At 57.6% G+C, this 13,454-nt stretch carries 11 protein-coding genes; 7 read left to right on the top strand and 4 right to left on the bottom strand.

The window, feature by feature from the left end:
• Positions 1-92: 92 nt before the first annotated feature.
• The 5 genes from HBA26_RS10090 (at position 93) to selB (ending at position 5,611) form a co-directional block, all read left to right on the top strand.
• Positions 93-449 carry a DUF3302 domain-containing protein gene (locus tag HBA26_RS10090; protein WP_028015048.1) on the top strand — a complete coding sequence of 119 codons (357 nt, stop codon included), beginning with the start codon at positions 93-95 and terminating at the stop codon, positions 447-449.
• Positions 450-451: 2 nt separating this feature from the next.
• The gene (locus tag HBA26_RS10085) at positions 452-1,588 is read left to right on the top strand and encodes an HlyD family secretion protein (protein WP_028015049.1); all 1,137 of its coding nucleotides are present in this window, start codon (positions 452-454) and stop codon (positions 1,586-1,588) included.
• 90 nt (positions 1,589-1,678) lie between these two features.
• A complete protein-coding gene (locus HBA26_RS10080; protein ID WP_126345597.1) occupies positions 1,679-2,287 on the top strand; it encodes a glutathione S-transferase in 609 nt (202 codons plus the stop codon).
• Positions 2,288-2,390: 103 nt separating this feature from the next.
• Entirely contained in the window at positions 2,391-3,776 is a 1,386-nt protein-coding gene (gene selA / locus HBA26_RS10075) for an L-seryl-tRNA(Sec) selenium transferase (RefSeq protein WP_126345596.1), read from the top strand.
• Positions 3,773-5,611 (top strand): selenocysteine-specific translation elongation factor, encoded by a 1,839-nt coding sequence (gene selB / locus HBA26_RS10070; protein WP_126345595.1) that lies wholly within the window; start codon positions 3,773-3,775, stop codon positions 5,609-5,611. Before selA ends, selB begins: the two co-directional genes overlap by 4 nt.
• A 3-nt stretch (positions 5,612-5,614) precedes the next feature.
• Here selB and HBA26_RS10065 read toward each other — a convergent pair whose 3' ends face one another.
• Positions 5,615-6,499 carry an ROK family protein gene (locus HBA26_RS10065; RefSeq protein WP_166720896.1) on the bottom strand — a complete coding sequence of 295 codons (885 nt, stop codon included), beginning with the start codon at positions 6,497-6,499 and terminating at the stop codon, positions 5,615-5,617.
• A gap of 165 nt (positions 6,500-6,664) precedes the next feature.
• On the opposite strand from HBA26_RS10065, the gene aldB reads away from it, so the two are divergent.
• The gene (gene aldB, locus HBA26_RS10060) at positions 6,665-8,203 is read left to right on the top strand and encodes an aldehyde dehydrogenase AldB (RefSeq protein WP_041911639.1); all 1,539 of its coding nucleotides are present in this window, start codon (positions 6,665-6,667) and stop codon (positions 8,201-8,203) included.
• Here the strand turns inward: aldB and HBA26_RS10055 are convergent.
• Positions 8,200-9,165 carry a LysR family transcriptional regulator gene (locus HBA26_RS10055; RefSeq protein WP_126345594.1) on the bottom strand — a complete coding sequence of 322 codons (966 nt, stop codon included), beginning with the start codon at positions 9,163-9,165 and terminating at the stop codon, positions 8,200-8,202. The two genes, aldB and HBA26_RS10055, sit on opposite strands and share 4 nt — an antisense overlap.
• A 117-nt stretch (positions 9,166-9,282) precedes the next feature.
• Between HBA26_RS10055 and HBA26_RS10050 the strand changes: the two genes are divergently transcribed.
• The gene (locus HBA26_RS10050) at positions 9,283-10,023 is read left to right on the top strand and encodes a MipA/OmpV family protein (protein WP_100171112.1); all 741 of its coding nucleotides are present in this window, start codon (positions 9,283-9,285) and stop codon (positions 10,021-10,023) included.
• A 52-nt stretch (positions 10,024-10,075) separates the two neighbouring features.
• Here the strand turns inward: HBA26_RS10050 and HBA26_RS10045 are convergent, their stop codons facing one another.
• Together HBA26_RS10045 and HBA26_RS10040 are read right to left on the bottom strand one after the other, a co-directional pair.
• Entirely contained in the window at positions 10,076-12,025 is a 1,950-nt protein-coding gene (locus HBA26_RS10045) for a glycoside hydrolase family 127 protein (protein WP_126345593.1), read from the bottom strand.
• Positions 12,026-12,035: 10 nt separating this feature from the next.
• Complete coding sequence (locus HBA26_RS10040; protein ID WP_028015059.1) at positions 12,036-13,436, bottom strand: MFS transporter; 1,401 nt, start codon at positions 13,434-13,436, stop codon at positions 12,036-12,038.
• Positions 13,437-13,454: the final 18 nt, after the last annotated feature.

The raw sequence follows: 13,454 nt of genomic DNA, 5'->3' as shown, positions 1-13,454 counted from the left end.
ATCAGTGTGCCTTTTAAATTTAAAAATAAATTAATTAGGCTGCGTGCTGTTTTATTAATGTAATGAGTTGACGTTGTTTAAGTGAGGAGACTATGTTTCTCAACTATTTTGCGCTGGGTGTGTTGATTTTTGTATTTCTGGTTCTTTTTTACGGAATCATCGCCATCCATGACATCCCCTATAATATGGCTAAAAAGCGTAATCATCCCCATGCCGATGCTATTCATACGGCAGGTTGGATAAGCCTGTTTACGCTCCATGCCATCTGGCCGTTCCTGTGGATTTGGGCCACGTTGTATCGCGAAGATCGCGGCTGGGGCATGCAGAACCACATTACTAAGCCTGATGAGGTTCCGGGGATGGATGCGCTGGCCAAACGCGTGGCCGAGTTAGAACACAAGCTGGCAGCGGTTCAGCCCTCTGATGATAAAAACACGCTGGAGCGCTAATCATGGATCTGTTGATTATTCTGACCTATGTGGCATTTGCCTGGGCAATCTTTAAAATATTCCGTATTCCGGTAAATCAGTGGACGCTTGCTACTGCGACGTTAGGCGGGGTGTTTATTGTTGCCGGACTCATTCTGCTAATGAACTATAACCATCCGTATACCTTTACGGCGCAAAAAGCGGTAATTTCCATTCCGATTACGCCGCAGGTCACGGGGGTGGTTACTGAAGTGACCGATAAAAATAACCAGCTCATTAAAAAAGGCGAAGTGTTATTTAAACTGGATCCGGGCCGCTATCAGGCGCGCGTCGACAGACTGAAGGCGGACCTGGTGACCGCGACGCACAATATCGACACTCTGAAAGCGCAGCTTTCGGAAGCGGTTGCCAATACGACACGCGTCTCCGCTGAGCGCGATCGACTCTATAAAGATTATCAGCGCTACCTCAAAGGCAGCCAGGCGAAGGTGAATCCGTTCTCTGAAAGCGATATTGATAACGCGCGGCAGAACTATCTGGCGCAGGATGCCATGGTGAAAGGCTCCGTTGCTGAACAGACGCAGATTCAAAGCCAGCTGGACAGCATGGTGAACGGCGAGCAGTCGCAGATTGCCTCGTTACGCGCCCAGCTTGCTGAAGCGAAATACAACCTCGATCAGACCGTGGTGCGCGCGCCGAGCAATGGCTACATCACTCAGGTGCTGATTCGTCCGGGAACCTATGCCGCCGCGCTGCCGCTGCGCCCGGTGATGGTCTTCATTCCTGAACAGAAGCGCCAGATTGTGGCCCAGTTCCGTCAGAACTCGCTGCTGCGTCTGAAGCCGGGCGATGAAGCGGAAGTGGTATTTAACGCGCTGCCGGGCCAGGTGTTCACCGGTAAGCTCACCAGCGTTCTGCCGGTAGTGCCGGGCGGGTCGTATCAGGCGCAGGGTGCCTTGCAGGCACTGACCGTTGCGCCGGGTACGGATGGGGTACAGGCGCTGATTGAACTGGAGCCTAACGCCGACGTCGATGCTTTGCCGGACGGTATTTATGCCCAGGTGGCGGTCTATTCGGATCATTTCGCCCACGTCTCGGTGATGCGTAAAGTGCTGCTGCGTATGACCAGCTGGATGCACTACCTCTATCTCGATCACTAATTCTTCCGGGGCGGGAATGCGACACGCATATCTGCCCTTTTTTCATCGCTTGATCCATACTGACTTTTTCCCGGCATCAAGGATCAGGCAATGAAACTCATCGGTAGCTACACCAGTCCCTTCGTGCGAAAAATCTCGATTCTTCTGCTGGAGAAAGGGATTGAATTTGAATTCGTTAATGAACAGCCCTACAACGCCGAAAACGGCGTCGCGCAGTATAACCCGCTGGGGAAAGTTCCGGCGCTGGTGACGGACGAGGGCGAATGCTGGTTCGATTCCCCCATTATTGCGGAGTATGTCGAACAGCTGGGCATTGCCCCGGCAATGCTGCCGTCTGACCCTAAAGCGGCGCTGGCGGTGAAGCAAATTGAAGCCCTGGCCGACGGCATTATGGATGCAGCACTCACCTCCGTTCGCGAGCAGGCAAGGCCCGCCGCCCAGCAGTCAGAAAACGAGCTGCTGCGCCAGCGGGAAAAAATCAGCCGCAGTCTGGATATGTGTGAAAAGCTTATCCGGGAGGGCAAGATCCACACCGACAGCCTGGACCTGGCAACCATCGCCATCGCCTGCGCCATCGGCTATCTCAACTTCCGCCGGGTGTCCCCTGGCTGGTGCGTCGACCGTCCGCTGCTGGTGAAACTCGCAGAAACGCTCTTTAGCCGCGAGAGCTTTGCCCGCACCGAACCGCCAAAGGCTTGACGCGGGTTATAACACTTCGGCGTCGGAGGCGGTACAATCCCTCCACATGTTAACTCCCTCTCCCGTCGGGAGGGGGGAAGATATTTACTCGCCAGGCGCTTCCATGACTACTCATCATTCGCTGTACAGCCAGATCCCCGCGACCGACCGACTTCTTCGCGAGCCCCGCATTCACGCTGCCGTTGAGCGCTTCGGCCATACCGCGACGGTGGAGATGTTACGTCTGCTTCAGGATGAAGCCCGAGGCCATATCCAGGCCGAAAACGCCTTGCCCGACTGGTGCGCAGCGTGGGAGCAGGAAGTTGAGCATCGGCTGGGTGAGAAGGCGCAAAGCGCGTTACGCCCGGTGGTCAACCTGACGGGGACCGTGCTGCACACCAACCTGGGACGCGCCCAGCAGGCGGAAGAGGCGGTGGCTGCGGTCATGCAGGCCATGCGCTCACCGGTGACGCTGGAGTACGATCTGGACGGCGCCGGGCGCGGGCATCGCGATCGCGCGCTGGCGGATCTGCTCTGCCAGCTAACCGGTGCGGAAGATGCCTGCATTGTGAATAACAACGCGGCGGCGGTGCTGCTGATGCTGGCGGCGACCGCGAGCGGCAGAGAGGTGGTGGTGTCCCGCGGCGAGCTGGTGGAGATTGGCGGGGCGTTTCGCATCCCGGACGTGATGCGCCAGGCGGGCTGCACGCTGCATGAAGTGGGTACGACTAACCGTACCCATGCGAAAGATTATCGCGCGGCGGTGAATGAAAGCACCGCCCTGCTGATGAAGGTCCACACCAGCAATTATCATATTGAAGGCTTCACCAAAACGGTTGAAGAGGCCGAGCTGGCGGCGATTGGGCGCGAGCTGAATATTCCGGTGATTGCCGATCTCGGCAGCGGTTCGCTGGTGGATCTCAGCCAGTACGGGCTGCCTAAAGAGCCGATGCCGCAAGAGATGATTGCCGCGGGCGTGAGCCTGGTCAGCTTTTCCGGCGATAAACTACTGGGCGGGCCGCAGGCCGGAATTATCGTCGGCAAGCGCGAGCTGATTGCGCAGCTGCAGCAGCACCCGCTCAAACGCGCCCTGCGCGCCGATAAAATGACCCTTGCCGCGCTGGACGCGACGCTGCGCCTCTATCTCCACCCGGAGAAACTGGCTGACCGCCTGCCCACGCTGCGCCTGTTAAGCCGGGATGCCGCCTCGATTCGCGACCAGGCCGAACTGCTGCTGCCGCGCGTTGCCCCGCACTACCCCGATTTTGACGTTCGCATTGAGCCCTGCCAGTCGCAAATTGGCAGCGGTTCGCTGCCGGTGGACAGGCTGCCGAGTCAAGCGCTCACCTTCACCCCGCGTGACGGGCGCGGTAGCCGCCTTGAGGCCCTGTCGTTGCGCTGGCGTGGCCTGCCGACGCCGGTTATCGGACGGATTTACGACGGCCGCATGTGGCTGGATCTGCGCTGCCTTGAAGATGAAGAGCGATTTCTGGAGATGTTGTTGAAATGATTATTGCCACCGCCGGTCACGTCGACCACGGAAAAACCACGTTACTGCAGGCAATTACCGGCATAAACGCCGATCGTCTGCCGGAAGAGAAAAAGCGCGGCATGACCATCGATCTTGGCTATGCCTACTGGCCCCAGCCCGATGGCCGCGTGCTGGGCTTTATTGATGTTCCGGGGCATGAAAAATTTCTTTCCAACATGCTGGCGGGCGTGGGGGGCATCGATCATGCCCTGCTTGTAGTGGCCTGCGATGACGGCGTGATGGCGCAAACCCGTGAGCATCTGGCGATCCTCCAGTTGACAGGCAACCCGCAGCTGACCGTGGCGCTGACTAAAGCCGATCGCGTTGACGACGCGCGCGTCAGCGAGGTGCGCGAAGCGGTGCAGGCGACCTTACGAGAATATGGTTTTGCCGATGCACCGCTTTTTGTCACCGTAGCGACAGAAGGGCGCGGTATCGGCGAACTTCGCCACCATTTGCAGCAGCTTTTGTCGCGAGACCACGCCAGCCATCACCGCTTCCGTCTGGCGATTGACCGGGCGTTTACCGTCAAAGGTGCTGGGCTGGTGGTCACCGGTACGGCGTTAAGCGGTGAAGTGAAGGTGGGCGATAGCCTCTGGCTGACGGGCGTTAATAAACCGATGCGCGTGCGCGGCTTACATGCGCAAAATCAGCCTGCGGAGCACGCCCACGCCGGGCAGCGGATCGCGCTCAACATTGCCGGGGATGCGGAAAAAGAGCAGCTTAACCGCGGCGACTGGCTGCTGGCCGACGCCCCGCCGGAGCCGTCTGAACGCGTCATCGTCTCCCTGCAGACAAACGTCCCGCTGACCCAATGGCAGCCGCTGCATATTCACCACGCGGCCAGCCATATCACCGGGCGCGTGTCCCTGCTGGAAAACGATCTTGCCGAACTGGTTTTTGATTCGCCGCTCTGGCTGGCGGATAACGACCGTCTGGTACTGCGGGACATTTCCGCACGGGAAACGCTGGCCGGGGCGCGGGTAGTGACGCTGAACCCGCCGCGACGCGGCAAGCGTAAGCCTGAATACCTGCAATGGCTGGCTGCGCTTGCACAGGCTCAGGATGATAACGCCGCGCTGCGGGTGCATCTTGAGCGCGGGGCCGTGAGCCTGAGTGATTTTGCATGGGCACGCCAGCTGAGCGGCGAAGGATTGCATCAGCTGACCCAACAGCCGGGCTTTATTCAGGCCGGCAACAGCCTGCTCGATGCGCCGGTTGCGGCAAACTGGCAGCGTAAGATCCTGAACACGCTCGCCACTTACCATGAACAGCATCAGGATGAACCCGGTCCTGGTCGCGAGCGCCTGCGACGCATGGCGCTGCCGATGGAAGACGATGCGCTGGTGCTGCTGCTGATTGAAAACATGCGCGAAAGCGGGGTGATTAAAAGCCATCACGGCTGGCTGCATCTGCCGGATCACAAAGCCGGGTTCACCGCAGAGCAGGAGGCAATCTGGCAAAAAGTGGCCTCGCTGTTTGGCGATGAACCCTGGTGGGTTCGCGATCTGGCGCGTGAAACGAATACCGACGAGCAGATGATGCGCCAGGTATTGCGCCATGCGGCGCAGCAGGGGCTGATAGTCGCGATCGTGAAAGATCGTTATTACCGTAACGATCGCATTGTGGCGTTTGCTAACCTGATCCGCGAACTGGATCAGGCGCGCGGCTCCACCTGCGCAGCCGATTTCCGCGACCGGCTGAACGTTGGCCGCAAGCTGGCGATCCAGATCCTGGAATATTTCAACCGCATCGGTTTTACGCGTCGCCGGGGTAATGACCATCTGCTTCGCGACGCGCAGTTGTTCCCCTGAGCGCTACGTGCGGCGGGAGAGTTTTTGTTTTGCCAGCCATACCGCGCCCAGCCTTCCCGCCTGGTTACCCAGCTCGCAGGGCAGAATGGGCACCTTGAGCGCCTCCCACTCCTCGAATCGCTGCAGGTACTTATCGAGCAGGAGATAGATTTTCTCCTGCTCGCTTACCCCGCCGCCAATCAGCACTGCCTGTGGATCGAACATCGAGATTACGCTGTAAACGCCGCGCGAGAGGCAATGGGCCCACTCCTCAATGGCCTCACGCAGATGCACGTCGCTCTCCATGCGTTTAAACAGCTCCTCGCCGTCAGGCATCTCTTCTTCTGATACGGCCAGCGCGCGACGACAGGCTTTCATCAGGCCGCTGGCCGACGCCACGTCATGCATGGGTTCGCCGTTATTACCCACGGGCAGCACGCCAAATTCGCCGGCGCGGTAATGCGACCCGCGATAAAGATCGCCTTCCATCACAATCCCGCCACCGATGCCCGTGCCGATGGTGATGCAGACGAAATGCTCGTAGTCCTTACCCGCGCCCTGCCAGCGCTCGCCCAGCGCCGCACAGTTGGCGTCGTTTTCCACGGTGACGGGAAGGACGGTCAGCCCGGCGAAGAGTTCGCACAGGTTTTCGCCGTCGAGATAGTCGAGCGCGCCCGCTTTTGCCGCTTCGCCGCTGTGGTGGTTAATATGGCCGGGAAAGCTCACGCCGATACCGACAATGTCGTGTTCGTCCTGATACGCTTCAACTACCGCTTTCCACTTCTTTTTGAAGGTGTTTTTATCCTCAGGAGTATCGTACTCGTCCGTCGTCAGCTCCTTGCCATTTTCATCAATCACGCCGTGTTTGATGTGGGTTCCGCCTACGTCAAAACCGATAAACAGCTGCATCGCATCGTTCCTCATGAGCCCTTGAGCTGTTAAGTATGGCTCAGTGGCAGAAACGAAACGTAAAGTACGGTAATCCGTGATACGGCTCGTAAACCCGTCACCCACTGGCGAGAAAACCGCCAGCCGGGACTACCCTTGTTGTACACCAACAGCAAGGAGACGGTCATGACAAACAATCCTCCCTCTTCGCGTATCCAGCCCGGCGAGTATGGTTTTCCCCTCAAGCTGAAGCCCCGTTATGACAATTTTATCGGCGGCGACTGGGTGGCCCCCGTCGACGGCGAATACTATTCCAACCTGACGCCCGTTACCGGCCAGCCGCTGTGCGAGATTGCCAGCTCCGGCAAGCGGGATATCGATCTGGCGCTGGATGCGGCGCACAAAGCGAAAGATAAATGGGGCCATACCTCCGTTCAGGAGCGCGCGGCCATTTTGTTCAAAATCGCCGACCGGATGGAGCAGAACCTGGAGCTGCTGGCGACGGCGGAAACCTGGGATAACGGCAAGCCGATCCGGGAAACGATGGCGGCAGACGTGCCGCTGGCTATCGACCACTTCCGCTATTTTGCCTCCTGTATTCGCGCGCAGGAGGGCGGAATAAGCGAGGTAGATAGCGACACCGTGGCGTACCACTTCCACGAGCCGCTGGGTGTCGTCGGGCAAATTATTCCGTGGAACTTCCCGCTGCTGATGGCGAGCTGGAAAATGGCACCCGCGCTGGCCGCCGGGAACTGCATTGTGCTTAAACCGGCGCGTTTAACCCCGCTCTCTGTCCTGCTGCTGATGGAAATTGTTGCCGATCTTCTGCCGCCGGGGGTGATTAACGTGGTGAACGGCGCGGGCGGTGAGATAGGGGAATATCTGGCCACCTCAAAACGGATCGCTAAAGTGGCGTTTACCGGGTCGACGGAAGTGGGCCAGCAGATTATGCAGTACGCCACGCAAAACATTATTCCGGTGACCCTGGAGCTGGGCGGGAAGTCCCCGAACATCTTCTTCGCGGACGTGATGGAGGAAGAGGACGCTTTCTTCGACAAGGCGCTGGAAGGGTTTGCGCTGTTTGCCTTTAACCAGGGCGAAGTCTGCACCTGCCCAAGCCGCGCGCTGGTGCAGGAGTCCATCTACGAGCGCTTTATGGAGCGGGCCATTCGCCGCGTCGAGTCTATCCGCAGCGGTAACCCGCTCGATAACGTTACGCAGATGGGGGCACAGGTCTCGCATGGCCAGCTGGAGACTATCCTCAACTACATCGATATCGGCAAGAAGGAAGGGGCGGATATCCTGACCGGCGGTCGCCGTAAGGTGCTCGGCGGGGATCTGCAGGAAGGGTATTACCTTGAGCCGACGATCCTGTTCGGGCAGAACAACATGCGCGTCTTCCAGGAGGAGATTTTCGGACCGGTGCTGGCGGTGACTACCTTCAAAACGATGGAGGAGGCGCTGGAGATTGCCAACGACACGCCGTATGGCCTGGGGGCGGGAGTCTGGAGCCGCAACGGCAACCTGGCCTATAAAATGGGCAGAGGCATTCAGGCGGGACGCGTATGGACCAACTGCTACCACGCCTATCCGGCTCACGCGGCATTTGGCGGGTATAAGCAGTCGGGAATCGGGCGTGAAACGCACAAGATGATGCTGGAGCATTACCAGCAGACGAAATGTCTGCTTGTCAGCTACTCCGATAAACCGCTGGGGCTGTTCTAATCGCCCAGCTCAGGCCGTCCATGGACGGCCTGAGCAATTTGCTGGCGCAGGCAGTTGAGGACACCATCCAGAACATATTGTACACGCCAGGGCTGATATTCGCGCTTGCGGAAGATGGCGGTCAGATCGAGCCACCACTCTTCCTGATGCGGGAAACAGGGGATCAGCGTACCTTGCGTTAATTCCTTCTTCAGGCTTTCTTTCGGCGCGAACACAATGCCAAGGTTATTTCTTGCCAGTTCCAGGGCCGTCTGGGTATTGTCGCAAATATAGTTTCCGGTTACCCGATAATCATGCACATCATCACTGCCATGCATGCGAAAACGCCAGATGTTGGCATCATCGACCAGCATGGAGTCGATCAGAATACAGGAGTGATTACTTAAATCTTCAGGTCCGGTTAAAGGATGTTTATTTAAATATTCCTGGGTTGCGAATGCAGTGACGGAATATTTTGCTAACACGCTGGCGACCAGACTTTCATCTTTTGGCTGAGCATAGGTAATTAAAATATCACAGTCATCCGGGAAGGACACACCTTCTGAATATTCGTTGCGGTCCAGGTTGTAGGTTTTCAGGGAAATGCGAATGTCCCCGATGTCCTTTATCTGGTGGATCACGTGGCGCGCGAGATAGGTCACAATGCCCGTTGGAGCGTAAATCGTGACTTTTCCACGCTTTTCATGCTTATAATCGGCAATGAAATTAATAAGTTGCGTGTTTTTGTCCAGCGTGGCGTCGACATAAGGGAGTAATGCTTCACCGAACTGCGTCAGAGCGAGCTGGCGGGTCGTGCGCTCAAAAACCTTAAGCCCAACCCGCGTTTCAAAATCCGAGAGATATTTACTGACGTTGGCCTGCGCCATGCCCAGCAGGGCGGCGGCATCACCAATGCTGTGGGTGGCTGCGATGACGGAGATTATTTTTAACTCGCGTGGCTTTAGCTGTAATTTATTCATCATGCGCACCCATCTATATGGTTTTATATATAATATTATATAAACTGCAGCGTTGCACAGGCAAATTCGTAACCATTATTATTCGCCCCGCTTATTTGGCGTATAAATGGATTACTTCACATGACTATTAAATACAATTTACTGATTGCTGCCACGTTATTTGCAACCTCTTCTGCAATGGCCGGTGATTTTTCACTTGGCGCGGGGGCCGTATTTAATGAGTCTCCTTATAAAGGCTATAACGAAAATACCACCGCGGTGCCGTTAATTAGCTATGAGAGCGATCGCTTCTATGTTCGCCAGACCACGGGCGGATGGATCCTGTGGAAAGACGCAAAAAATGAACTCAGCCTGACCGCATCCTGGATGCCGCTGCATTTTGATCCGGATGATAACGACGACCACCAGATGAAGCAGCTTGATGAGCGTAAAGCCTCTGCGTTCCTCGGCGGTGCGTACTACCGCCACGAAAGCTGGGGTTCTCTGAAAGTGGCGGTCTCAGGCGATGCCACGGATGAAAGCGGCGGCGTGGTGGGCGAGGTATCCTACTTCCGTCCAATCAGGATGGAGCGTTTGACCCTGACGCCTTCTGTCGGTGTTTTTTACAGCGACGAGAGCTATAACGACTACTACTACGGCGTATCCGGCAGCGAGTCACGCCGCTCAGGTCTGGATCAATACACCGCCGGCGACAGCTGGACGCCCTACGTTGGTCTGGTAGCTAAATATCAGTTAACCCAGAAGCTGTACCTCAACGCCAGCGCGGTCTACACCGTGTTGCCTGATGACGTGAAGAACAGCCCGATGATCGACCGCGATGATAGCTTCACGCTAATGACCGGCCTGACCTGGCGCTTCTGATGGGGTAAAGCCGGTTTACTCCCTCTCCCGTGGGAGAGGGCTGGGTGACTATTCAGCCTTCATCCACCCATATCCGCATTTCCCCTTCTCCCCGGTTAGCCCAGCTAAACCACGGAATAAAGGTCAACGTCCGGGGCTGGCGCTGTACCGGCGAGCGGTCGTACTGCCACAGTGCATCCGTTTCCTTCATGTGACACCCAATCCCTTCTGTCTGTATCAGCATCTTATGCGCGAAAATGCCTTTGCCTTCACACACCCGGAACTCGCTATCTCGGGGCAAGGAGAGGTTATGCAGGTTGGCGCCGTTATCAGCTTCTTCCAGGCAGTAAACCAGCGGCCCGCGCTGTAGCGCGACTTTACCCGCCTGCTGGCGCACCTGGGGGTTACCGTACACGCGGCGGACCGGCATCGGTAGCGTCAGGGTCAGGGTGTCGCCTTCCTGCCAGCAGCGGGAGAGGTAGAGATATCCGCGTGACACTTCACCGGTAATGGCTTCGCCATTCAGCGAAACGGCAGGCTCCGCGCACCAGTCCGGCAGCCTGAGTGCCAGCGTGTGGGTGACCGGAACCGGCGAAGTGATTTCGATCTTCACCTGCTCCTGCCACGGATAGTTACCGCTAATGCGCAGCTGTAGGGCGTTATCGCCTACCGGAATGGCGACGTCGTTCCCCACGTACAGGTTTATCAGCAGCGCATCCGGGCGAACGGTATAAATGTAGTGCCCCAGCGAGGTCAGCACGCGGGCGATATTCGGCGGGCAGCAGGCGCAGCCGAACCAGCGCTGACGCACCGGCTTCACGTGGTCATAGATATGGTTAAAGGCCAGCGTTTTCGGATGCACTTCCAGTGGATTGACATAAAAGAAATGCTTACCGTCCAGCGCCATCCCGCCCAGCACCGTGTTGTACAGCGCGCGCTCCATCACGTCGGCGTAGTGGCCGTCTGCCTCCATCTCCAGCATCCGGCGGGCGAACATCATCAGGCCGATTGAGGCGCAGCTTTCGGCGTACACCGTATCGTTGGGCAGATCGTAATCGCTGCTGAACGCCTCGCCGCTGCTCTGCGAGCCAATCCCGCCGGTAATGTACAGCTGGCGCTGCGCCATGTTGCTCCACAGCCGCAGACAGTCCCGGCGTTTCCCCTCGTCGTTGCTCAGGCGCGCCAGATGCGCCATGCCCGCCATCAGATAGACGAAACGCACGGCATGGCCGATGGCCGTTTGTTGTTCTGCAAGGGGCAGATGCGCCTGGCTGTAGGCTTTGTCCTTGACCATCCACGCCGGACCATAGGTGTTCCAGTAAGATGTTTTGCCGCGCTTCTCGTATTCGCTATCGTAGAAGTGAGGCTGCGCGCCGCGTTCTTCAATAAAGTATTTCACCAGATTGAGATAGCGTGGCTCCTGCGTGACGTCGTACAGCCTCATCAGCGCCAGCTCGATTTCCGGGTGACCAGGGTAACCGTGCAGCTGTGTTTCTCCCGGGCCAAACACGCTGTCGATATGGTCCGCCAGCCTGCACACCACGTCCAGCAGGCGACGTTTTCCGGTTCCCTGGAAATACGCCACGCCCGCTTCAATCATATGCCCGGCGCAGTACAGCTCGTGGCATTCGGCCAGATTCGTCCAGCGTTCCTCGGGGGCTTTTACCGTAAAGTAGGTGTTGAGGTAGCCATCTTCACACTGCGCCGCCGCGATCAGCTCAATTATCTCGTCGGCGGTTTTTTCCAGATCTGCATCCGGCTTCTGGCACAGCGACCACGCCACGGCTTCGAGCCATTTCGCCACGTCGCTGTCCTGAAATACCATCCCGTAAAACTCCCCCTGTTCCAGCCCGGCCGCGATGCGGAAGTTGGCGATGGCGTGGCTGGGTTCGGCCTCCGCCACGCGGTCGTTTAGCGCATCCCACTGGTAAGGGATCACCACGTCACGGACCAGCCGTTGATATTGCCCGAGAAACGGATCGTTGATTTTCAGCTGGTGCAGGTCGGGTTCCATTATGAACATAGCGTTCTCCTCAGGACGGTACGTGACGCTGGCGCAGGTCGGTGGAAATGCGCGACATCATTGGGTTATTAAGCCTGCACCAGCGGATAGCGACCGCCAGCAGCAGGTGGAAAAGGGCAGGCAGCAGCGTCTCCATGGCGGTGATGCCCTGCAGTGAGGCTGGCGTCTGGTTGCCCGCGCCTGGCTGATAGGCCACGGCAATAAACACCAGGCTGATAATCCCGGCGCTGGATGCCCACGCAAGCTTGATGAAAAACAGGTTGAAGGCGAAGTTCATGCCCGACGAACGCACGCCGGTTTTCCACTCGCCGTAGTCATCGGCAAAAGCCATTAGCGAGAAGTGCAGCGGCAGGGTGAAGCCCAGGATCACGCCGTTGCTTAAAATGACGATCAGCCATAGCGTCTGGTGCGCCGGGCCACCCGGCAGAAACCACATGCCCACCGCAAGCGCAGCGAGCACCAGGTTGGTGTAGTAGTAGAGTTTGACGGTATCAATACGGCGCGACAGCGGGCTGACGATCACTGCGCCCAGAATAGCGGCAAAGGTCACCATGGTGAAAAACAGCGAGGTGTACGCCGTGCTGCCCTGAAGCACGTAAGTGATAAAGTACATATATCCACCGCCGCGAATGTTGAAGACGTTGATCAGCAGAAACGACATCAACAACATCAGCAGCAGCTGATCGTTTTTACGCAGGCCCGCCAGGTGCTCGCGCAGGGTGAATTTGCCCATCAGCGCCAGCGGAACGCGTTCGCGAACCCAGAAGAAGCAGCACAAGAACATCACCACGGCGATAGCGCACAGCACGCCAACGCCCAGTTGATAACCCTTCGCGGCATCGCCCTGACCCAGCTCCGCTACCAGCCACGGCAGGCCAACGGAGACCAGAAAGCCCGCCACGCCGCACAGCACAAAGCGCCAGGACTGGCAGGCGATCACCTCGTTGTGGCGGGTGGTCATGGTGTTGATCAGCGCGCAGTAGGGCACGTTGATGGCGGTATAGCCCACGGACAATAGCAAATAGGTGCCGAACGCCCAGGCGATTTTCACGCCCATGCTGGCTTCCGGAACGGTGAAGGTCATTACGCCGATAATGCCTATTGGGACGGCGACCCACAGCTGCCAGGGACGAAATCGGCCCCAGCGGCTCTGCGTGCGGTCAGCAATGACGCCCATCACCGGATCGGAAATGGCGTCAAACACGCGAAGGGCAATAAACAGCGTGCCCACCAGCGCAGGGGTGAGACCAAATACATCGGTATAGAAAAAGGTCAGAAAGTTCATGATCAGGCAGGTAATCACCGTGCCGCCCGCATCGCCCAGGCCGTAGCCCATTTTCTCGCGGACGGACAGCCGGTCATCGACTTTCTGTTTTGCAGCGTCTGCGTCTGTAATCGGTGTGGAAGTCATGAAGTAACTCCTCGGAGA

The organism is Enterobacter sp. 725m/11, from assembly GCF_011683705.1.
Lineage (GTDB): Bacteria > Pseudomonadota > Gammaproteobacteria > Enterobacterales > Enterobacteriaceae > Enterobacter > Enterobacter bugandensis.
Note: the sequence above shows the minus strand (reverse complement) of the source record. Positions and strands in the feature narration are given on the sequence as shown.

What these genes read in the sequence shown, in the direction of transcription:
- HBA26_RS10090 (WP_028015048.1), top strand. Translation starts at nt 93, where the DNA reads ATGTTTCTCAACTATTTTGCGCTGGGTGTGTTGATTTTTGTATTTCTG.
- HBA26_RS10085 (WP_028015049.1), top strand. Translation starts at nt 452, where the DNA reads ATGGATCTGTTGATTATTCTGACCTATGTGGCATTTGCCTGGGCAATC.
- HBA26_RS10080 (WP_126345597.1), top strand. Translation starts at nt 1,679, where the DNA reads ATGAAACTCATCGGTAGCTACACCAGTCCCTTCGTGCGAAAAATCTCG.
- selA (WP_126345596.1), top strand. Translation starts at nt 2,391, where the DNA reads ATGACTACTCATCATTCGCTGTACAGCCAGATCCCCGCGACCGACCGA.
- selB (WP_126345595.1), top strand. Translation starts at nt 3,773, where the DNA reads ATGATTATTGCCACCGCCGGTCACGTCGACCACGGAAAAACCACGTTA.
- HBA26_RS10065 (WP_166720896.1), bottom strand. Translation starts at nt 6,499, where the DNA reads ATGCAGCTGTTTATCGGTTTTGACGTAGGCGGAACCCACATCAAACAC.
- aldB (WP_041911639.1), top strand. Translation starts at nt 6,665, where the DNA reads ATGACAAACAATCCTCCCTCTTCGCGTATCCAGCCCGGCGAGTATGGT.
- HBA26_RS10055 (WP_126345594.1), bottom strand. Translation starts at nt 9,165, where the DNA reads ATGATGAATAAATTACAGCTAAAGCCACGCGAGTTAAAAATAATCTCC.
- HBA26_RS10050 (WP_100171112.1), top strand. Translation starts at nt 9,283, where the DNA reads ATGACTATTAAATACAATTTACTGATTGCTGCCACGTTATTTGCAACC.
- HBA26_RS10045 (WP_126345593.1), bottom strand. Translation starts at nt 12,025, where the DNA reads ATGTTCATAATGGAACCCGACCTGCACCAGCTGAAAATCAACGATCCG.
- HBA26_RS10040 (WP_028015059.1), bottom strand. Translation starts at nt 13,436, where the DNA reads ATGACTTCCACACCGATTACAGACGCAGACGCTGCAAAACAGAAAGTC.